The 20768-nt window shown below is 42.2% G+C and carries 24 protein-coding genes and 1 pseudogene; 15 read left to right on the top strand and 10 right to left on the bottom strand.

Features of this window, described 5'->3' with window-relative positions; all coding sequences use genetic code 11:
• Both ICL16_RS17395 and ICL16_RS17390 read right to left on the bottom strand, forming a co-directional pair.
• Positions 1-1029: a glycosyltransferase family 2 protein gene (locus tag ICL16_RS17395; RefSeq protein WP_190830003.1), complete on the bottom strand. Its 1029-nt coding sequence runs from the start codon at positions 1027-1029 to the stop codon at positions 1-3.
• Positions 1030-1086: 57 nt separating this feature from the next.
• A complete protein-coding gene (locus tag ICL16_RS17390; protein WP_190830001.1) occupies positions 1087-2388 on the bottom strand; it encodes a glycosyltransferase in 1302 nt (433 codons plus the stop codon).
• Positions 2389-2669: 281 nt separating this feature from the next.
• Here ICL16_RS17390 and ICL16_RS17385 point away from each other — a divergent pair, with 281 nt between their 5' ends.
• The gene (locus tag ICL16_RS17385; RefSeq protein ID WP_190829999.1) at positions 2670-4226 is read left to right on the top strand and encodes an FAD-dependent oxidoreductase; all 1557 of its coding nucleotides are present in this window, start codon (positions 2670-2672) and stop codon (positions 4224-4226) included.
• Between the two features lie 112 nt (positions 4227-4338).
• On the opposite strand, the gene ICL16_RS17380 is transcribed toward ICL16_RS17385, so the two are convergent.
• Entirely contained in the window at positions 4339-4623 is a 285-nt protein-coding gene (locus ICL16_RS17380; RefSeq protein WP_337907051.1) for a hypothetical protein, read from the bottom strand.
• A gap of 38 nt (positions 4624-4661) precedes the next feature.
• On the opposite strand from ICL16_RS17380, the pseudogene ICL16_RS17375 reads away from it, so the two are divergent.
• From ICL16_RS17375 to ICL16_RS17325, 11 genes and pseudogenes are all read left to right on the top strand, one after another.
• Positions 4662-5011 (top strand): annotated as a pseudogene (locus ICL16_RS17375) (FAD-binding oxidoreductase); the annotation flags it as partial.
• Between the two features lie 837 nt (positions 5012-5848).
• Positions 5849-7585, top strand: coding sequence for a bicarbonate transporter BicA (gene bicA / locus ICL16_RS17370; RefSeq protein ID WP_190829997.1), 1737 nt, complete (start codon positions 5849-5851; stop codon positions 7583-7585).
• Between the two features lie 93 nt (positions 7586-7678).
• Positions 7679-9088, top strand: coding sequence for a cation:proton antiporter (locus ICL16_RS17365; RefSeq protein ID WP_190829995.1), 1410 nt, complete (start codon positions 7679-7681; stop codon positions 9086-9088).
• An 83-nt stretch (positions 9089-9171) separates the two neighbouring features.
• Complete coding sequence (locus tag ICL16_RS17360) at positions 9172-9507, top strand: NADH-quinone oxidoreductase subunit K (RefSeq protein ID WP_190829993.1); 336 nt, start codon at positions 9172-9174, stop codon at positions 9505-9507.
• Positions 9504-10946 (top strand): cation:proton antiporter, encoded by a 1443-nt coding sequence (locus ICL16_RS17355; protein WP_190829991.1) that lies wholly within the window; start codon positions 9504-9506, stop codon positions 10944-10946. The genes ICL16_RS17360 and ICL16_RS17355 overlap by 4 nt, the downstream gene beginning before the upstream one ends.
• Positions 10931-11320, top strand: coding sequence for a Na+/H+ antiporter subunit E (locus ICL16_RS17350; protein ID WP_190829989.1), 390 nt, complete (start codon positions 10931-10933; stop codon positions 11318-11320). Before ICL16_RS17355 ends, ICL16_RS17350 begins: the two co-directional genes overlap by 16 nt.
• Positions 11317-11577: a hypothetical protein gene (locus ICL16_RS17345; protein WP_190829987.1), complete on the top strand. Its 261-nt coding sequence runs from the start codon at positions 11317-11319 to the stop codon at positions 11575-11577. The genes ICL16_RS17350 and ICL16_RS17345 overlap by 4 nt, the downstream gene beginning before the upstream one ends.
• Complete coding sequence (locus ICL16_RS17340) at positions 11574-11852, top strand: monovalent cation/H(+) antiporter subunit G (RefSeq protein WP_190829985.1); 279 nt, start codon at positions 11574-11576, stop codon at positions 11850-11852. The genes ICL16_RS17345 and ICL16_RS17340 overlap by 4 nt, the downstream gene beginning before the upstream one ends.
• Positions 11845-12417: a DUF4040 domain-containing protein gene (locus ICL16_RS17335; protein ID WP_190829983.1), complete on the top strand. Its 573-nt coding sequence runs from the start codon at positions 11845-11847 to the stop codon at positions 12415-12417. Before ICL16_RS17340 ends, ICL16_RS17335 begins: the two co-directional genes overlap by 8 nt.
• Positions 12414-13073, top strand: coding sequence for a Na(+)/H(+) antiporter subunit B (locus tag ICL16_RS17330; protein ID WP_190829980.1), 660 nt, complete (start codon positions 12414-12416; stop codon positions 13071-13073). Before ICL16_RS17335 ends, ICL16_RS17330 begins: the two co-directional genes overlap by 4 nt.
• Before the next feature lie 120 nt (positions 13074-13193).
• Positions 13194-13430 carry a hypothetical protein gene (locus ICL16_RS17325; RefSeq protein WP_190829977.1) on the top strand — a complete coding sequence of 79 codons (237 nt, stop codon included), beginning with the start codon at positions 13194-13196 and terminating at the stop codon, positions 13428-13430.
• A gap of 286 nt (positions 13431-13716) precedes the next feature.
• Here the strand turns inward: ICL16_RS17325 and ICL16_RS17315 are convergent, their stop codons facing one another.
• Positions 13717-14124: a hypothetical protein gene (locus ICL16_RS17315; protein WP_190829975.1), complete on the bottom strand. Its 408-nt coding sequence runs from the start codon at positions 14122-14124 to the stop codon at positions 13717-13719.
• Between the two features lie 9 nt (positions 14125-14133).
• Positions 14134-14346: a hypothetical protein gene (locus ICL16_RS17310; RefSeq protein ID WP_190829973.1), complete on the bottom strand. Its 213-nt coding sequence runs from the start codon at positions 14344-14346 to the stop codon at positions 14134-14136.
• A 310-nt stretch (positions 14347-14656) separates the two neighbouring features.
• On the opposite strand from ICL16_RS17310, the gene ICL16_RS17305 reads away from it, so the two are divergent.
• A complete protein-coding gene (locus ICL16_RS17305; RefSeq protein WP_190829970.1) occupies positions 14657-14932 on the top strand; it encodes a hypothetical protein in 276 nt (91 codons plus the stop codon).
• Positions 14933-14991: 59 nt separating this feature from the next.
• On the opposite strand, the gene ICL16_RS17300 is transcribed toward ICL16_RS17305, so the two are convergent.
• Both ICL16_RS17300 and ICL16_RS17295 read right to left on the bottom strand, forming a co-directional pair.
• On the bottom strand, positions 14992-15333 hold the full coding sequence (locus tag ICL16_RS17300) for a helix-turn-helix domain-containing protein (protein WP_190829968.1): 342 nt from the start codon (positions 15331-15333) through the stop codon (positions 14992-14994).
• Entirely contained in the window at positions 15330-15689 is a 360-nt protein-coding gene (locus ICL16_RS17295; protein ID WP_190829966.1) for a type II toxin-antitoxin system RelE/ParE family toxin, read from the bottom strand. The genes ICL16_RS17300 and ICL16_RS17295 overlap by 4 nt, the downstream gene beginning before the upstream one ends.
• Positions 15690-15888: 199 nt before the next feature.
• Here ICL16_RS17295 and ICL16_RS17290 point away from each other — a divergent pair, with 199 nt between their 5' ends.
• Complete coding sequence (locus ICL16_RS17290) at positions 15889-16110, top strand: hypothetical protein (RefSeq protein WP_190830123.1); 222 nt, start codon at positions 15889-15891, stop codon at positions 16108-16110.
• Between the two features lie 3 nt (positions 16111-16113).
• On the opposite strand, the gene ICL16_RS17285 is transcribed toward ICL16_RS17290, so the two are convergent.
• The 3 genes from ICL16_RS17285 to ICL16_RS17275 form a co-directional block, all read right to left on the bottom strand.
• Complete coding sequence (locus ICL16_RS17285; protein WP_190830116.1) at positions 16114-17592, bottom strand: serine/threonine-protein kinase; 1479 nt, start codon at positions 17590-17592, stop codon at positions 16114-16116.
• A 71-nt stretch (positions 17593-17663) separates the two neighbouring features.
• A complete protein-coding gene (locus ICL16_RS17280) occupies positions 17664-18689 on the bottom strand; it encodes a serine/threonine protein kinase (protein ID WP_190829964.1) in 1026 nt (341 codons plus the stop codon).
• Positions 18690-18865: 176 nt separating this feature from the next.
• Complete coding sequence (locus ICL16_RS17275) at positions 18866-19492, bottom strand: class I SAM-dependent methyltransferase (RefSeq protein WP_190829962.1); 627 nt, start codon at positions 19490-19492, stop codon at positions 18866-18868.
• Between the two features lie 98 nt (positions 19493-19590).
• On the opposite strand from ICL16_RS17275, the gene hemH reads away from it, so the two are divergent.
• Positions 19591-20754 carry a ferrochelatase gene (hemH, locus tag ICL16_RS17270; protein WP_190829960.1) on the top strand — a complete coding sequence of 388 codons (1164 nt, stop codon included), beginning with the start codon at positions 19591-19593 and terminating at the stop codon, positions 20752-20754.
• The last annotated feature ends 14 nt before the right edge of the window (positions 20755-20768 follow it).

Below are 20768 nucleotides of genomic sequence, written 5' to 3'. Positions count from 1 at the left end.
TTACTCGTTCCCTGGCTCTGCATAGGAACGAGAGAACGAGAGATGGCTACTCGCATACTGGGTGGTAAGGTAACGGTTGAGTTGTTTGTCTAAAAGGCGCAAGGTTTTTCCGACTACTTTAGAACCGATTTTGCCCAAGGGTAGGTTACGGGTGAGGGTACTAATAATTGTCATATCTCGTCGCCATCCTAACCGTTTGTACTTATTTTGAAAGTACTCATCTTCACTCAGATTCCACTTATCGCGTAGGCGTTGTAAGCTGGCTAATTCCCAAGCATCACTCCAGCGCAGCATATAATAATGTAAATCTGTCCACTCTAAAGGTGGTCCTGGTACATATGTTACGAGAGATTCTGGTTCCAGGTAAACTGTACCACCAGCTTGAGTTACTAACATACACAAATCTACATGTTCTTTTGTATTTAGTAGTGCTTCATCTAATAAACCAATTTGCTGAAATACCTCTGTACGTACTAACATACAGTGAAATTCTGCTAACCCTGTTTTTTGTCGTTGTAGTTGGGGGCGCACGTCGGCTACTCGCCTTCCTTGCTTATATATTTTTTCGATGATTCTCCGTCTTTTGACTTCGCCTTTGGTTTCTTCCCTTATCCCTGATTCTCCACCCGCACAATGCACTTCTTCATGTACGGGTGTTCCTTGACAAATTAGAGGACTTACTACAGTAGCGATCGCATCTTGAGCACATTCTACCAATGGTTTCAACCAACCTGGAGTAACTATAACATCATTATCAATAAACACAACATACTTGGTATCTACTTGGCGTAAACCAATATTTCTCGCTCGGTTGGGCGAAAGGTAGTAGTCAGTACGTATCAGTTGAAATTGTTTTTCCTGCGCTTGCTGTGCCAGATAATCTCTAATGTGAGCTGGTGAACCTCCATCTACGTAAATCAACTTAAAACGATACTCAGTATGAGTATAGATACTTTCCAAAGATTCACGGGTATAGCTAAACCGTTCCCGTGGCACAACAACAATCGTAACAGTTTCTGGCAAATTCATTTTTACATCTCTTGGCTTAGATTAACAACTTATGAAAATGAAACCTCAGATAATTACTCATCTGTGTTTATCTGTGTGCATCTGTGGTTCTAAATACTCATAAGTAGAATATTTAGGTTCCTGAATAACTTGTGAATTACTCTTCACTACTTGTCGATAAATTTCCACTAATTCATCATTGAGTTTATTAATGTCGTAATGTGTTTTGACAAAAGTACGCCCAGATGAACCCATCGATTCCCACACTTCTGGATGCTTGATGAGGTAGTTTAACTTCAAGGCGATCGCATCTGCATCTTTCTCTGGTACAAGAAAACCAGAAATACCATCTTCTACTAACTCAGGTATCCCACCATGAAGAGTACCTATTACAGGCATTCCCATTGCCATTGCTTCTTTTAATGTGTTTACAGGAGCATCTTGATTGCCATCACTTCCTGTAATACTGGGAGCAATTAAAATATGCATATCTTCAAGAATTTTAATTATTTCTTGTTGATTTTTCCAACCAAGTAGCTTAACTTTATCACTCACACCTAGTGCATAAATTAGTTCCTGTAGTTGCTCCTTAAAATTCCCATCGCCAATAATGGTGTAATTAATGGGATGAGTCAACTTAGCCACAGCCCGAATACCATATTCTATCCCTTTTTTTTCGACTAAACGACCAACGGTAACAATTTGAGTTACTCCATCAAGGTTGGGTTTACGTGGTTTATAGCGAAATCGATTACAGTCTATTCCTGAACCGTGGACAATAATTTTTGCTGGGTTACATCCTAGTTTGATTGCTCTTTGTCGAAAAAATTTACAGTTAGCGAGAAAAAAGTCTCCTTTGACAAATAATTTGTCATAATAGTGTTCTCCGTACTGTTTTACATACAAGCTAATATCGTAGCCGCGAAACGAAGTTATGAGTTTTCCTTTGATGGCATTAATCTCCCGCAACATCATTCCTTCAATCCCGTTCATCCCAAATTGACAGTGAATAATATCGTAGGGTTGTGACTTTAATAATGGTATTACTAGGTAGAGCAACCGCATTGATGTCGCTTGTCTACGATACTTGAAGGCATTGAGTGATCGCACTAATACTAAAGGAGCTTTATGAAAGTTTCTCAAGATGAGGAATAATCCTTTGAGTAAGCGCCACAAGTAATTTTTGGGAATTTTGGGTACGTAATGTGTCCGAGCAAATAATTGATATTTTTCTACATCTGGATGTACTTTGTCTGTCTCTTCTGGAAGGTAAGCGTAAATATCAATTTCGTGTCCCTGGGAAATTAAACCTGTGATTTGATTTAAGATAAAAGTTTTGGATAAAACTGGAAAATCCCCAACGAAAAAGGCAATTTTCATAATATTATTTTGATTTTGTCATGCATTTTTTTATAATACTTGTGAATTTTAGTCAACCTTATTTATATTACAACAGTACTTGGTATCACTTTACTGTTTCTTTATAAATCAGGTATAAATTTAAGAAAAAAATACTTTTCTAGTTCGGTACGATGAAAATAAATACTCTGCTAGGATTAATTTTGATATGGCGGTTCTCACTTCCATAAAGTAATTAACCACAGATGAACACAGATGAACACAGATAAATATGTATCAAAGCTTGGACTAGGAAAGTCTATATGTCTCTAACGCACGAGATTCTCTCTCAACTACCAGGGGATGTTTTATCAGGGTTACAAAAGAGCGATCGCATACTAGCATCTATTAGAGAGGGTACGTCTCCAGTACCAATGGTAGTAATGGAAGATAAGCAGCCATTGGGTACTGTGGATTGGGATGCGGTTATCTGTGGTGGTACTCTCGGCATTTTAATTGGTTGCGCCTTGGCTTTGAAGGGAGTACGAGTGGCGTTACTGGAAAGAGGAGTTTTACGGGGTAGGGAACAAGAGTGGAATATTTCTCGCTCAGAGTTGGAAGTGTTTTTGCAGTTGAATTTGCTTACTCCTGATGAATTAGAAAATGCGATCGCAACTCAATATCCCAAAGCCAGAGTTAGCTTTCTTGGTGGTACAGAAGTTTGGGTACAGGATGTTTTAAATATTGGTGTTGATCCAGTTTACCTGCTAGAAACTTTAAAGCAAAGATTTTTAGCTGCTGGTGGAAAGCTGTTTGAAAACACACCGTTTACAACTGCTGTCGTTCACCCAGATGGAGTGTTTGTTAATGGGGAATTCAAAACTAGATTGTTGATTGATGCTATGGGACATCTTTCTCCCATCGTACTGCAAGCACGTCTTGGGCGAAAACCAGATGCACTTTGTCTAGTTGTAGGTACATGCGCTCAAGGTTTTCCTGAAAACAGCACAGGTGACCTATTATTATCTTTTACACCTATTCAGCATCAGTGTCAATACTTTTGGGAAGCTTTTCCGGCTAGAGATGGGAGAACTACTTATTTATTTACTTATCTGGATGCCCATCCACAACGTATGAGTCTAGAAGCTTTGTTTGAGGAATATTTACGCTTGATGCGAGAATATCAAAATGTGGAATTAAACCAGCTTACCTTCAAACGAGCTTTGTTTGGCTTTTTTCCCGCCTACCGCCATCCACTCCAAATGCCTTGGAGTCGCATTCTCCCAGTAGGAGATAGCAGTGGCAGTCAATCTCCCTTGAGTTTTGGTGGTTTTGGCGCAATGGTGCGTCACTTGCAGCGGTTGACTTTTGGTATTTACGATGCTCTACAAACAGATCAACTATCGCAAAAATCTTTAGCATTATTACAACCTTATCAACCAAGTTTAGCTGTTACTTGGTTATTTCAAAAGGCAATGAGCGTGGGCGTAAATCAGAAAGTTGCTCCAAATCAAATTAATGAACTGCTGTCTGCGGTATTCCTTGCCATGCAACAACTAGGCGAACCTGTACTTAAGCCATTTTTACAAGACGTGGTGCAGTTTCCGGCGCTCACGCAAACTTTACTGAAAACAGCTATAACACATCCTGGAGTAGTTGTCAAGGTGATACCTCAAGTTGGCTGGGCAAATTTACTTGATTGGATGGTGCATTACGGTAATTTGGGTATTTATTCGGCTTTATTTTCTTTGAGTCAAAGGCTACCAACTAGGGTGGAGTTGCCTAGTGTGGTTAAATATTATTGCGATCGCTTGATTGATGCGAGTAAATATGGTTCAGGAAGGGACTTTGAACCCGAGAAGCAGACAGAGGTACTTTGAGTAGCCGCAAATGTGGTTAACTAAACACTGATGCAACTGCTGTTTCCGCACTGACGGAGTGCAGCATGTTATGGTTGTGCTGAGTAGATGATAATGTTGCTATCAAGAAGCATTAAGAATCTCTACCAGGAAGATGTCGTCTGGAGCGTACATCACGCTGCCAAGCGATTGGATCAACTCCAGCAAAAGCATTGTTAGCAGCAAGTTTCTCCAGGATCTCCGCCATTTTTTGACCGCGAGAGGCAGTATCTTCACTCAAATTGTCTTGCACTATTGTAATATGAACCATAATCGGTTGGTCGCCTAGATCTGGTGTTTCTTCCGTCCACTCTAAACAGTTTCCCCTCAAAATCGCCTTAAAAGTTTGTAACATCATCGCCTCCCAGATCACAATCACCTTTATTATCCTAAAGTAACTCAACTTACCGTCATTAACTCCAAATGCCTTGGAGTCGCATTCTCCCAGTAGGAGATAGCAGTGGTAATCAATCTCCCTTGAGTTTTGGTGGTTTGGTCCCGATGATGCGTCACTTACAGCGTTTAACTTTTGGTATTTGCGATGCTCTACAAACAGATCAACTATCGCAAAAATCTCCAGCATAACTCAAGTAGGATGGATAAATTTACTTGATTGGATGGTGCATTACGGTAATTTGGGTATTTATTCGGCTTTATTTTCTTTGAGTCAACGGCTACCAACTAGGGTGGAGTTGCCTAGTGTGGTTAAATATTATTGCGATCGCTTGATTGATGCGAGTAAATATGGTTCAGGAAGTGACTTTTGATGACATTCTTTGATAATATCACACTTGAACGTCGGCTCACAATTGTCAAGCCAAAAATTTTCAACTAAATCTAATCATTATCATAGATAATAATCTATTTAATAGAACTTGTAGGATAAATAAATCCAGATATATAAATATTTGCTTATGACATCGATTTAATATATTTTTAATAAATAAAGGCAATGAATTAATCATTGTGTCTTCTATAGCTGTACACTATTTCTTAGTACACCAATTAGATATCCGACAACATTTCAGAATATAAAGTTCCTGAATTTCTCTAGGCTTAGCGAAGAAGAGTCTACTTAGACTCTTTTTGAGGAAAGGCTAAGAAACCATGAGCATTTATAAATTTAAGGTTGCTTAAAAATGCAAGAGATACATCCTTCTTGCTGAGCTTTCAATTGCTTTCAAAAACGTTTACTTACTTAAATACTTTATGACAGAGCATTTTAGCATCAAATTTTTTTTAATCTATTCTTACCCACTGATCATGCTTGTGCCAAAGTTGTGTTAATCAAGCCGAGAAAATAGATCTGACCACAACCACCACTATCTCTCGTTAAACAGCTAGTTGCTGCTCACAGTAATTGGTGAATTAATCTTTGCCAAATACCAATATAAAGCCGGATATTTTCATTGTACAGGCGGCTCAACCATTTATTTCTGAATAACATATTTATTTACAAAAAGATGCATAGGTTAAGTTGAGTTCGCGACTCGCAATGTTCTTGGATTTGTTGTTGCATAAGGCAAATTATGTTTGTGGGGTAGTGGCAAGATTAGGGGTATGTTTTTGAATCAACGGGTTGTCGTTTATCATAAAGCAGGAAAATGCGAATTACAAATCTTATCCATTTTAGGAACCTGCGCGGCGATATTTTTGGTGGTTTAACCACCGCTGTCGTCTCTTTGCCACTGGCACTGGCTTTCGGTGTCGCCTCTGGTGCTGGTGCGGTGGCTGGTCTTTACGGTGCGGTGTGCGTCGGCTTTTTTGCAGCGCTGTTCGGAGGCACACCCACCCTCATTTCTGAACCAACTGGACCGATGACTGTGGTGATGACCACGATAGTGGCTGGGATGACGGCAAGAAACCCAGAGAACGGCTTGGCAATGGCGTTTACTGTAGTCATGTTAGCCGGAATATTTCAAATTATCTTCGGTGTATTTAAGCTGGGGAAATACATTACCCTCATGCCCTACAGCGTAATTTCGGGCTTCATGTCTGGAATTGGCGTTATCCTCGTCATCTTGCAAATTGCGCCGTTTGTGGGACAGCCTAGTCCTAAGGGTGGCGTAGTAGGTGTAGTTCAAAACTTGCCCCAACTATTATCAAATATCAATCCTGCCGAAGCTACCTTGGGAGCAATAACGTTGGCAATTCTTTTCCTCATGCCAACTAAGTTCAAGCGGATTGTTCCACCACAACTGGTGGCGTTAATAGTAGGAACAGTAATTTCCCTGGTCTTCTTCAGTGGCGTTGAGATTCGACGGATTGGCGAAATTCCTGTGGGACTGCCGGAATTGCAGTTGCCAGTCTTTACCTCAGGTCAGATAACGGTAATGATCCTTGATGGTCTGGTTCTAGGGATGCTGGGTTGTATTGATACCTTGCTCACCGCCGTCATTGCTGACAGCATCACTCGCACTCAACACGACTCTGACAAAGAATTAATCGGTCAAGGCATTGGCAACCTGGTTACTGGGTTATGTGGTGGTTTGCCTGGTGCTGGTGCCACGATGGGTACCGTAGTTAATATTCAAACTGGTGCAAAAACAGCGCTGTCTGGTATCACTCGTGCGTTAGTACTGCTCGTTGTAGTTTTGGGTGCAGCTCGTTTGACCCAAAGTATTCCAATGGCGGTGTTAGCAGGTATCGCCCTCAAGGTGGGTATTGACATTCTCGACTGGAGTTTCCTCAAGCGTGCTCATAAGGTATCGATGAAGGGAACCTTAATCATGTACGGTGTGTTGTTACTCACTGTATTTGTTGACCTGATTGTTGCGGTTGGTGTTGGGGTGTTTATCGCCAATATCTTGACTATCGAGCGTCTGTCTGAGCTGCAATCCCATGAAGTTAAAACTGTTAGCGATGCTGATGATGAAATTGTCTTAACTAAAGAAGAGAAGCTGTTACTTGACCAAGCTAATAATCGCGTCCTGCTGTTCTACCTCAGTGGACCAATGATTTTCGGAGTGTCCAAAGCAATTGCTCGCGAGCAAACAGCAATGAAAGACCATGATGTGCTGATTGTCGATTTGAGCGATGTTCCTCTGTTAGGTGTGACTGCTTCCTTGGCGATTGAAAATACCATCAAAGATGCCATTGAGAAAGACCGTAAAGTTTTTATCGTTGGTGCTACTGGCAAAATCCAGCGACGGCTGGAAAAGTTAGGAATCTTCGACCTCTTACCTCAAAATCAAATTTTGATGGATAGAACTGAAGCGCTGCGGCAGGCAGTTGCCTTGGTTAGGGGATATAGCGATGGTACGGCTGCTGTGAGGTATCACTACGGTAATGATTCTGGTTCCGATAATTATCAATCTGGAGCTCCTGACGTTGTTACATAAGTTGGGTTAAGCAACAAAACTAGTTATTAGTTAGCGCTGTCTTCGCGAAGATAGCGCAACTGCGAACTCATCAAAATTACTCACGTATTCACCATGCAGATAGTAAATTTAAGTATATTCTTACCTCAGCTTTTGGTTCCAATTCATCCGCTACTAGCTACAGCAACTAAGGCAGAAAACGCTCCCATTGTTCTCACCGCAGTATTACTGAGCTTAGTTGTTATATATATTGCAAGTAAGATAGGCGGCGAGTTATCAAAGAAATTTGACTTACCCCCGGTTTTAGGTGAATTGGTTGGCGGTGTTGTAGTGGGTGCTTCCGCTTTGCATCTGCTGGTGTTTCCCGAAAGTGGAGCCAACGCTTCTGACTCGGTACTCATGACCATCCTGCAAATGATTGACAACCTCAGTCCGGAGGCGGTACAGTCCATCTTTGAAAGTCAGAGCGAAGCAATTTCCATCTTAGCAGAACTAGGTGTAATTGTCCTGCTATTTGAAATTGGTCTGGAGTCCGACTTACGGGAACTGCAAAAAGTCGGTTATCAAGCGGCGATTGTGGCTTGTGTCGGGGTGGTGGTTCCGTTTGTGGCTGGTACTGTAGGATTGATGTATTTGTTTCATCTGTCAGCTATTCCCGCGATTTTTGCAGGTGCAGCTTTGACTGCAACTAGTATTGGCATTACTTCCAAAGTGTTGTCAGAAATAGGACAACTCAAGTCTAGAGAAGGGCAAATAATTGTTGGTGCTGCGGTTATTGATGATGTTTTGGGTATTATCGTGTTGGCGGTAGTCGCTAGTCTTGCCAAAACTGGCGAGGTGGATATTTTCAACGTCATCTATTTAATTGTCAGCGCCACAGTGTTTCTGCTGGGTTCGATTCTACTGGGTAAGTTCTTCAACAACAGCTTTGTCGCGATCGCTGATAAACTACAAACACGGGGCAAATTAATCATTCCAGCGTTTATCTTTGCATTTTTCATGGGTTTCCTTGGTAACGCGATTCATTTAGAAGCCATCTTAGGCGCTTTTGCAGCAGGCTTAGTCTTGGATGAAACTGATAAGCGCAAAGAACTCGATCAACAGGTGATTCCCATCGCCGATATTTTGGTGCCAATTTTCTTTGTCACCGTGGGTGCCAGAGTTGATTTAGGTGTTCTCAATCCTGCCATTCCTGAGAATCGCCAGGGATTAATTATCGCTGCGTTCTTGATTGTAGTGGCAATTATTGGCAAAGTTGTCACTGGTTGGGCAGTTTTCAACCAACCCGGAATTAACCGCTGGGCGATTGGAGTTGGCATGATTCCACGGGGTGAAGTTGGATTGGTGTTTCTTGGTATTGGTGCAGCTAGCGGAACCCTTGACAAACCCTTGCAGGCGGCGATTATCATTATGGTAATTTTAACAACTTTCTTGGCTCCACCTTTTTTACGGTTGGTGTTTAAACAACCTGTGGAGGTTGAAGAAGTTGTGGAAGTTAAACAACCAGCGGATGTTGCTGGGTGATTTAAGTGACATTTATGTGGGTAATCACCGTGATTACCCCAAATTTACAGTAGCAGCAAACCCTTATCCAACAGGTAATTCCCGTGTTAGAAGCATATGTGTTCGCAACAATGTTGTGCGGATTTTTCGGCATCATCTGGAAAAAGAACCTTGTGATGAAGATCATTTCGATGGATGTTATGAGTACGGGGGTGATTGCTTATTATGTGCTGATTGCATCACGAAATGGGTTTGTGACACCAATTGTGTCTAACGTCAAAAATAGCGCATATGCTGATCCGGTTCCCCAAGCGGTGATATTGACGGCGATTGTGATCGGATTTTCGATTCAATCTCTAATGCTAGTTGGTGTCATGAAGCTGGCACGGGATAATCCGACTTTGGAAAGTAACGAGATCGAGAAGAACTATACGCCATGAGTACCATTACGATCGCGTGGATTGCACTACCGTTTTTTTTAGGATTCGTCATTTCTCTCATCCCAAGACTTGACAAATACCTCTCATTGTGCGTAGCTTTTGTTTCTTTGGGATATGCATTGCAGCTATTTGTCTCGTCACCACTGACATTAAAATTACTAGATAATTTCGGCGTTATTTTAGTAGTTGACCAATTAAGCGGCTACTTTATTTTAACTAATGCGCTGGTAACAGCCGCAGTTATCCTCTACTGTTGGCACAGCGGTAAGACAGCTTTTTTTTACGCACAAACTGTGATTTTGCATGGCAGTATTAATGCGGCGTTTGCTTGTGCAGATTTGATCAGTTTATACGTGGCGTTAGAGGTGAGCGGTATTGCCGCGTTTCTCTTGATAGCTTATCCCAGAAGCGATCGCTCAATTTGGGTTGGTTTACGCTATCTGTTTGTCAGCAACGTGGCAATGCTATTTTATCTCGTTGGCGCGGTGCTGGTATATCAGGCACATCATTCGTTTAGTTTTGCTGGTTTGGGCGTGGCACCTCCAGAAGCTCTTGCCCTGATCTTTGTAGGACTCTTGACAAAAGGGGGAATTTTTGTATCGGGATTATGGTTGCCTTTAACCCACTCCGAATCGGAAACGCCAGTGTCGGCAATGCTGTCGGGAATTGTGGTAAAAGCAGGTGTCTATCCATTAGTGCGTTGTGCGCTGATAATTGATCAGGTTGATCCGATAGTGAGAACCTTTGGAGTTTGCACCGCGCTTTTAGGAGTGTTTTATGCAGTCTATGAAAAGGATACCAAGCGGATGCTGGCGTTTCACACGGTTTCCCAGTTAGGTTTTATCCTCGCTGCCCCTAAAGTCGGTGGTTTTTATGCGCTCACGCACGGATTGGTAAAAGCGGCACTCTTTCTCATCGCTGGTGTCTTACCAAGTCGAAACCTGAAGGAACTGCAACATCAGCCGATATATACCCCGCTCTGGATTGCCCTAGTCATAGCTAGTTTCTCGATTTCCGGCTTTCCCTTGTTGTCGGGCTTTGGGGCGAAGGTGTTGACATCGAAGAATTTCCTACCTTGGCAAGCTATTGCTATGAACATTGCTGCCCTGGGAACGGCAATATCGTTTGCCAAATTCATATTTTTACCGCGTGGGGGTGAGGTCCAAGGGGATGCAAGCCCTGGTTTCTGGGCAGCAGTAATCCTGTTGATAGGTGGGCTGTTTGTAGCAAATATTGCTTATTACGAGGCGTATAGCGTTGCGAATATCATCAAACCTCTCGCTACCATCGGCATTGGATGGGTGGCTTACTTTGTGATTTTTAAAAGCTCAGTAGTCAGGCTACCGCGTGCCTTTGAACAATTTGACCATCTAATTGGTGTGATGAGTCTGATTTTAATCCTACTATTTTGGAAGGGATTTGCATGGTTGGGCATCTAAATCTGATCTTACGACTGGTCATCTGGTTTCTGCTTACTGCCAATTTCAGTCTAGAAAATATCATTATTGGCGTCACCATAGCACTTCTATTGCCCGGTCGTCAAAAAACCCCGGAAGCATTAAAAGATTGGCTGCGTGTGCTGGGTGAGATTATAGTGGCGATTCCGCAAGCGTATCTTGAGGCATTTGAAATCATTATCCGTCCCCATGAAGAAGAAGATATAACGATGGAACGAGTCAAACCAGGACGTACACCCGGTTTGATATTCTTGGATATATTCTTGATTACTTTTACGCCAAAGACTATTGTTCAGAAATACCACGAGGATGGTTGGTATGAAGTACACCGGGTGAAACGGAGGAAAGACGCATGAATTTGAACCTGGTAATTATAGCAATGATTCTGGCACTGCTCATACCCATCTACGAAGCATGGAAGGATGAAGATGTCTGGCAGAAGTTGTTGGCATTTTCAAGTATCGCGTCTAAGACATCAATTATGATCGTGGTCGTATCCGTCTTGCGCGATGATTGGATGGTCGGTGTTGTTGGGATAATTATTCTCAGTGTGGGTAATGCTTCATTAATGCTGCTGGCTAATGTACTCAAACGAATGAGTGATAATATATGATAAACATATTAAGTTATACCTGCATTGGCGTAGGAATAGTTTTCTGGTTTTGGGGAACCTCTCACCTCCTGGGCAAGCGATCGCTATTGTTTAAGCTTCATAGTCTTTCAGTTGCCGATACGCTCGGCTCCATGAGTATCATGTTCGGGATGTTATTGATGATACCCAGTAAATGGCCACTACTCATCCTCGCCATCATCTCCTTAGCAATCTGGAATACAGTGCTGGGGTACGTATTAGCTTACTGTTCTAGTAGCGGAGGTAACTATGAATGATAGCTACGTCTCTTTTATCATCGCCCTGCTGCCCTTGGCTGCGTGTATGGTGGTATTTGAGGTCAACCCATACAATGCCCTGGTTATCCGTGGCATATTAGGAGCGTTGGCGGCAATGACATATGCGATTTTGGGGGCAGCAGATGTTGCTTTAACCGAAGCATTGGTGGGTACTATGCTAGCAATTACGCTCTATACGGTTGCCGTGCGTTCATCACTGGTACTGCGTCTGGGCTTGCTTAAAGATGAGTCTGTACAAAAAGATAGCGATCGCCACTTTAATCTTCTCATAGAAGACTTACGCACAATCTTTCGCAAACGCCATATGCGTCTGGAACTAGTAACCTACGAAGATAACCATGCCTTACACCAGGCACTAATGGATAAAGAAGTTCATGCCACTTGTTCTCGACTGTCCCACTCAGAAGATCAAGACGAAAAATTACCCTATCAAACTGCAATTAGAGTCCGCCGTGTATACGATATCATACAAGGCGAACTTTCGTCAACAGTAACAAACCTGACCTATGTAAATACACCAAATTCAAAGGAGGGGCAGACATGAAATGGGTATACATTGCTGCGGGCATAGCGCTGTACATCAAATTCCTGATCATGCCCAATCCAGCATCAGAACCAGGTATCTCCATAGTCGAAGCGCTTGTCAAAGATGGTGGGATACCCAATGTAGTTTCGACGATTATTCTCAGGAACAGACTATATGATACCATCTTCGAGGTGATTGTATTTACGATCGCCATCATGGGTGCTTACTATCTGCTAGCCAATGAAAAGCCCTCCAGCAAAGTTTATCTTTTCAACGATCAACCATCCATTGTTCTAGCGCGTCTAGGAGCAACCATTGCCGCGATGGTAAGTATCGAACTAGCGATTCGGGGGCATCTCAGCCCAGGCGGTGGTTTTGCAGCAGGAGTAGCGGGAGGAACAGCGATTGGATTAATTGCCATTACCTCATCACCCGAGTGGATGCAACGGATCTACAAGCAGTGGCACGCCGCTACACTAGAGAAAGTTTCAGTTCTGATCTTCATTGTACTATCAGCTATAACTCTAGCTGGAATAGAATTACCCCACGGAGAATTGGGCGCACTCTTCAGTGGCGGTGTTGTCCCCATACTCAACATCCTAGTTGCAGTCAAAGTCGCATTAGGTTCTTGGGCAGTAATTTTGCTTTTTATTCGTTACCGGGGATTATTATAACAGATCAAAACCTTGCCGAATGTGAGAAGCACATGGACGCGGTTTCTGGCAAGAGCGCTTGCACCAAGAATATTTCTGCCAAAATTGAAAGTGTGACAGTTAAACAAAGAACGGAAATTTATGATTAACCCATTATTTGAAAAACAGATTCTTGCCCAACTTAATAAATTGAGTAATGAGCAACAGCAGCAAGTACTGGATTTTGCGCAATTTTTAGCGATGAAAAACCCTGTGGGTGTGCCTGGTAAAGATTTGCTACAATTTGCTGGTGTTATCTCAGATCAAGACGCAAAAGTTATGCTAGAAGCAGCAGAAGAAAATTGGGGACAGGCAGATTTAAAAGCATGGACTGAATGAGTAGTAAGTTTTTACTAAATATCAATATTATTATCGCTTTGCTTCCAAGAAACACATCAGTTCAGCAAGATTGTTGGTTAATCTAGGAAATTACATGGAAAACACCTTTACTGCAGTGTTTGAAAAAGTAGATGACTGGTATATTGGCTATGCTCAAGAGTTACCTGGAGCGATCATTTGATATCAAATCCGCTTGGTCTGAATGATTAAAAAACCGCCGAGACGCTGAGGGCGCAGAGGGAGAAGAAGGAATAATTCCGATACAAACGGATTTGATATGAGTTGTTTATTCCTGCCTGGGTTTTACCTCGAATTCCAATTTGGAGCGATAAAAACAAACATCAAATTCTAGAAAAAAGTTTGTTTGTCCAAGTATCAATGGAGCATTGGCACTTTTTCCCCAAGCAAATGCTAATCTTACGGGGGCAAAATCACCTATCTGGGCAATAGCGAACAAAGGCATCGCTGGTTGGTTGCTAAGATTTCCTGCTAATCGAAGAATTGCTTTACTATCATCCCAAACTCCGCCAAGCTGGATACCAATTTCATAGGGCAAAACGTTAATTGTTGCACCACTATCTACCAAAGCAATCACCTCTACCAATTGTTCATTAGTGTGGAGAATCAACGGAATTCTTGGCAAGCTGTCAAACTCGTTTTGAGATGGATTGGTAGTTGAGTATTTAAATCGCATCTTTTATATTTAATCGCTTTGGGAAGTTCGCTCCATAGCTTGCATTAAGAGTTCTCCAACCCCAAAGTTATCATACGGTGTTGGCAAGTGGTAAGTTTTATATGGCTCTAAAGGAGAGATATCTTCTTTAGTATCCAGTTGTTCAGCTAGGATACGGATTAACTTCAGCTTTTCTTGTGAGGAAAGTTGCTCAATTGCAGGAAGGATTTCGGTTAAAGTCATTTTCAGTTGACCACTATTTTTTCTTTTTGACTTTCTTCTACATCATATCTTGCGCGATCGCCATTAAGTGGTAAGCGTTACCTGACAGTAGACTCCGCTCCTGTTGTCCAATAGCAAAAGTACTTACGGTAAAAGACAAGTCCACAGCTTTTACTTAGGGTGTAACGGTTTAATAGTAAGGTGCGTGTTAACCGAAAGACACGTTAGTTCAGCAACTTTATGTAGAAGCTGAGGCGGTATTTGTTTCCAGCACTGTAATAGGTGAACTCTATTATATAGAATTGAGTTAATTATTCAACTGATATGTAAAATGAATGACTCCCAGCCCCTGACTATTCAACTATCTCTGCAAGAGCGTTCTACCTTAATAGCTGAAGCCCAGCGACGCAATCTTTCACTGGATGCGTTGGCACTCGAACTTATCAAAGATGGAATTGCCCAAATGCAGTCCTTGAAGCGTCAAGCAGCCCTCAACGCTCTTGAATGCTTAGATGAACTAATTAGTCATCTACCATTGGTGGATACAATTGAGATAGTTCGTGCCAGCCGTGAGGAGTTGGAACAACGGAGTAAATTTAGCCAATGACTGTTGCGGCGAAATGCCCATGCGAACTTTCCACCGAAACTCACTTATTTCATTCTTGCTCATGTTTGATCGTGTTGTGCATCAAGGGCGAAAAGAGCTTCGAGATTCGAGAACTTTACAGGTTCCCGCTCAGGAAGATGAATCGCAATCTCTATGGAACCACCAAGAGCACGGATGATATTCGCAAGTGTAGCAAGCGTGATGTTATCTCGTCGTTCAAGTCGTGAAATGTAAGACTGATCAACTCCAAGGCGTTCAGCGAGTACTTCTTGAGACATTCCTGTAATTTCTCTAATTGCCTTGAGGATGTGAAGTTCGTTCTTTATCTCCTGAGATCGAGCAGTTATGCGCTTTTGAGCTTCTGGTGAAAACTCCTTTCTTTTTTCTTGATAAGATTTCATTGCTGGTTTCTTCTTTGTAACTCTTCTAAATGTTCTTTAAAACGTTTGTCAGCTATGGGAATGTTCTCCTCATACCATCGCTTGTTCCCTTGCTTATTCCCGCCCACTAAGAGAATTGCTTTTCGCTCTGGATCGAAGGCAAAAAGGATTCTCCACGGAAACCCTCTAAACTGTACTCGCAGCTCCTTCATGTTGTTAAAGGACGACTCAGAAATCGTATCAACGTAAGGTCTCCCTAGAGTTGGTCCTTCCTCGGATAGCACATCAAGTACCGCAGCAATCTCTTCTTGAAGTGCGGGATCTTGCTGGTCGAACCATGCTTCAAACTCGTCGTGAAAAAGTATTTCCCATATCATATATTTTATATTATGACATATATATCATAATTATCAAGTCTAGGGGAAATAATAGTTAGAGCGGTAAAAACCAACATCAAACTCTAGAAAAAAGTTTGTTTGTCCAAGTATCAATGGAGCATTGGCGCTTTTTACTCAAGCAAAAGCTAATCTTACGGGGGAAAAATCAATCATCTGATCATATCTTGGGCGATCGCCAATGAGACTACTTTGGGATGAATGGGAAGCAGCGAACCAAGAAATAGAAGAAGTCGCGTCCAAGTTTATCTTTGCTAACTGTTATAATTCCCAATTTGCCTGCATCGTACTACAAGCACACCCAGAAGACTTCTCTACCACCCAGTACCAGGTATCGGAAAGCAAGAAGCCGCAAGACTTCGTGGAAAAAGAGTTATTTATAAATCTTCACAATTTTCTGTAAGCTTTATATGTTACACTTCACAGAGATGGACATGAGAGAAGAATCGACCACGTCGCCAAAAAAATCTGGTAAGGGATTCATATGGTGCTCTGTAATGGTGGGGAGATGCCCCACGGGAGCTTCTAGGGAAAAGTTTAGTTGATTATACTTCTGCCATTCAGTATTCTTGCGCCAGCCGACACGATCAGCTAACTTCGTATACTTCTCATAAGTGTCTCCTCGGTTGCTTACCATGCCGCCTACCTGATCCCAAATGCGCTTTTGTACGCTAAAGCCAAAGCGCTCATTACTGTATTTTACCCAAAGTTGGTCAATAGTGCGTAATTCATTACAGGGAAAGTTGCTAATGCTTTGCTCATCTAGCCGGCCTTCTTTTTCTCTGCCAGCTACTTTCAGCATCAGTCTGGAAGTTTCCTCATCCGCTTCTTTCCATTTTTTGGCTCTAAGCAAGTTCTCTAGATTAGAGTAATCTACTTTTGTCACTTTTGGTGTGGATGAATTGATTGGTAATGGCGAGTTTTGCGTTGTCAATTGTGATATCACTGGTATCAATGCTGTGAATAGCGCCAACAAAACAATAATCGCTAATATCCACTTCCTAAGAGGTTGCGTCCAAGGTAGTTTGGGACGAGGAGTTGGAGGTGGGGTGTTTTCAGGCAATAAATTCAACCACTCTTGCATCGTTTGAGGACGGTTTTTTGCCTCCAACGCCATACCTTTCCAAATTGCTTGATTCACCGCATCGCTGAGACTGGGGACAAGTTGCTTTGGTGGTGATAATTTCTCGCTTTCAAACTTACGGTTTAAGGATTTGGTGGGTATTTGTCCAGTTACCGCATAGTACAGAGACGCAGCTAAACAGTACACATCCACTGTTGGATGACGAATACCTTTGCTAATTAATTCATACGGCGCAAATGCCTTATTACCAAAAGACCTCGAAAGGGTACTAGGTGGCGACATGTCTCCAGCAATACCAAAGTCAATCAGCACCGCCTTACCAGAGTTAGGAAGCCCCGAATCAAAACTGAGCATAATATTAGGAGGGGTGACATCAAGATGCCAAACTCCTTTTTTATGTACTTCCACTAAAGCTATCCCAATTTGGTGGATGTACTTAACGGCTTCAGTTTCCGATAATGCCCCGATGCGCTGCACAAACTGCCATAAACTCTCGCCTGGTATATATTGCATCACTAGGCAGTGGCGACCATCTTCTTCAAATAAATCGAAGACCTGTACAATATGAGGGTGGGAGTCTGTACAACATTCTGCCAGCATCTGCGCTTCTTTTTTAAAGCGCTCAACATACTTGGGATAGTCTGGATCGTTTTGGACATTTTGGTTTGGTGTTTTGATGACGACTAGGCGATTGAGCGTGGTATGGATTGCTTGGTAGGTGACAGCGAAACCACCACCGCCCAACATTCTCTCTATCTGATATTTGCCGTTGTGTATTAGCTGCCCTTTTGCCCAGAACATATACCTCGTTTTATTGAGAACTATTAATGATTTTGACACGTCTGAGGATGAGGTCAGCACTGTGGTGATTGTCACCTGTTTTGCTGTTGATTGGGGGTAGAATGGTTAAGAGTAGGTGGTTGATTGGGAAACCAATCCTTTAATAAATCTGTACCGTCTTTAATTCCTGATATCAATGCTGCAAATAATGCCAAAACACCCATAATCTCCAGTATTACCGCCCATAGAGGTTGTGCCCACAGTAGTTTGGGGAAAGTAAAACTCCTTGTTTTCAATCCCAATTCCTTCAACCAGTCGTCTACAGTCTGGGGACGTTTTTCTGGTTCTAGTTGCATCCCATGAATAATAGCTTTGTTAAGGCGATCGCTAATTTGATTGTTCAGTTCTAATGGTTCAATTAATCGCTTACTTTGGTCTTTACGATCTGTCGCAGAAACTGGCTGTTGTCCAGTTAATAATACATATAAAGTTGCTGCTAAAGAATAAACATCCGTCCAAGCACCGCGCTGCGACTGTCGTTTTGCCGAGTTGAAGTAAAGTTCAATCGGTGTAAATCCATCAACTCTAGCACCGCGACTTGTGAGGGGATTGTCGAAACCCCTTGCTAAATCAAAGTCTATCAAAACAGCTTGGGTAGTACCCGCCCGCACCATGATATTTTCTGGTTTCACATCTCGATGTAAGAATCCTTGTTTATGAACTTCAATCAGTGCTTGTCCAATTTGCTGGATATAATCTATAGCTTCTTGTTCTGGTAAAAATTTTCGGGCTTTGACAATATTAGCTAAATTATTTCCATGAATATACTCTATTACTATGCATAGTAAATCCCCTTCCTTAAATGTCTCTATCACGCGGACAATATTGGCGTGTGCGCATCTTGCTAGCTTGGGGGCTTCATCTGCAAACCCTGATTCTAGATAATTGCGATCTTGAAGAGTCAGTTGGTTAAGCACATCGGGATTCAGTGTTTTAATAACAACATTCAAGTTATCCCTATTTGTTGCCAGATAGGTAATTGCAATGCGCCCCCGTCCTAACTCTTGTTTTATTTCATACTTATCGCGGTGTAACTTTTGTCCAGTTGCCCAGGTCATTAGTTTATCATCACAGATTGAATTTATTTTTACATAGTCATAGCAAACAATAATCAGTTTCTGCGTCCATGCTTCATCAGCTTGGCGTCCTTCTCTTCGAGACGCTTCGCGAAGGCGTCTTGGCGGTTTATATAATTAAATTGAGGGCGCTATAGGAGTAAATCATAATTAACTCTTCAATTACGAATTGCCCGTATCACCTGCAAACTCCCACCCGCATACAAAGTTAACTCGGTACTCTCAAACCCCCTCTCTCTCAATAACCCAACCAAATCAGTTTTCAACAATTGCCAAGCAGTCTCCGTCTCAAACAACAGCAAAAACACCCATAACCCAGGTAAGAAGACTGGATTGGTGGGAGGATGAAAATCTACCAACGTAAACACTCCACCTGGCTTCAACACCCGATATACTTCTTCGATAATCTTTCTCAATTGCTCCGGAGCCATTTCATGCAATGCGACGCTGGTATGCACTACATCAAATTCATTATCCGCAAACGGCATCTCTTCTGCAAAAGCCTCCACATACTCTGCTTGAGGAACATTTTGTCTGGCTCTTTTTAAAGACAGCGGCGATGCATCTAAACCTGTTACGTTTTGTGAATATTTTACCAAGTACTTAGTTGCTTGACCGCTACCACAGCACAAATCTAGTACCTTGGTGTCTGAGGAAATTGATAAGTTTTGTAAAGGTAATTGGTGGAAACGCGCCTCTCCGCCTATGCTGAGAGCGGCTAGACGCGATATGCCATCATAAAGCCATTGATAGCGGTAACTCAGATCTCTGAAAATTGTTGCCATAGCTTCTTTCCTGATTCTGAATTTAGGGTATTTAATAAAGATATTATTGTTAACATTAGTAAAAAAAGCTAATAAATATTGGGGGATGGTAAAATAGTATGGGTCGTGTAGGCGTATTATTGCTCAACCTTGGTGGTCCAGATAAGCTCGACGATGTAGGACCATTTCTCTTTAACCTGTTTTCAGATCCAGAAATTATTCGCCTACCGTTTCCCTGGTTGCAAAAACCCCTGGCTTGGCTAATATCTTCACGGCGAAAGAAAGAATCTCAAGAGAATTATAAGCAAATAGGCGGTGGTTCTCCACTACGACGCATCACCGAAGCTCAAGGAGAAGCCTTAAAAGCACAACTTGAAGCATTGGGAGAACAAGCAAAGATTTATGTTGGGATGCGCTATTGGTATCCATACACCGAAGAAGCGATCGCCAGAATTGCCCAAGATGGCATTGAACGTTTGGTTATATTACCACTTTATCCCCAATTTTCCATCAGTACCAGTGGTTCCAGCTTTAGGCTCTTAGCAAAACTTTGGCGAGAAAATCCCAAACTCCAACCCATTGAATACACCGTGATTCCCTCATGGTACAAAAAACCAGGCTACCTGCAAGCAATGGCAGAATTAATTGCCCAAGAAATCGATCAATGTTCCAATCCTGACGAAGCCCATATCTTTTTCAGCGCTCACGGTGTACCAAAAAGCTACGTTGAAGAAGCAGGCGATCCTTATCAACAAGAAATTGAGGAATGCACTCACCTAATTCTGCAAACCCTCAATCGTCCCAATCCCTATACCTTAGCTTACCAAAGTCGCGTAGGTCCGGTAGAATGGTTACAACCATATACGGAAGAAGCTATCCCAGAATTAGGAGCAAAAGGCGTGAAAGATTTGGTAGTAGTACCAATTAGTTTTGTCTCCGAACACATTGAGACACTGCAAGAAATTGACATCGAGTATCGCGAAGTAGCAGAAGAAGCCGGAATTCACAACTTCCGTCGCGTACCCGCCCTCAACACCCATCCCATATTTATTAGAGCATTAGCAGACTTAGTGATAGAAGCATTGAAAGCTCCCAGTCTCAAACTGTCACAAGTCACCCAAATGAAGAAAAAGGTGAGAATTTACCCACCAGAACGTTGGGAGTGGGGGATGACATCAAGTGCAGAAGTTTGGAATGGTAGAATTGCCATGCTCGGCTTTTTAGCATTGATTATAGAGTTAATCACCGGACGTGGTTTACTGCATATGGTTGGTTTGTTGTAGTCGTAGAGACGTTC

The sequence above is a fragment of the Iningainema tapete BLCC-T55 genome (genome assembly GCF_014698965.1).
In the GTDB taxonomy this organism is placed as follows: domain Bacteria; phylum Cyanobacteriota; class Cyanobacteriia; order Cyanobacteriales; family Nostocaceae; genus Iningainema; species Iningainema tapete.
This window is presented reverse-complemented; position numbering and strand designations above follow the sequence as displayed.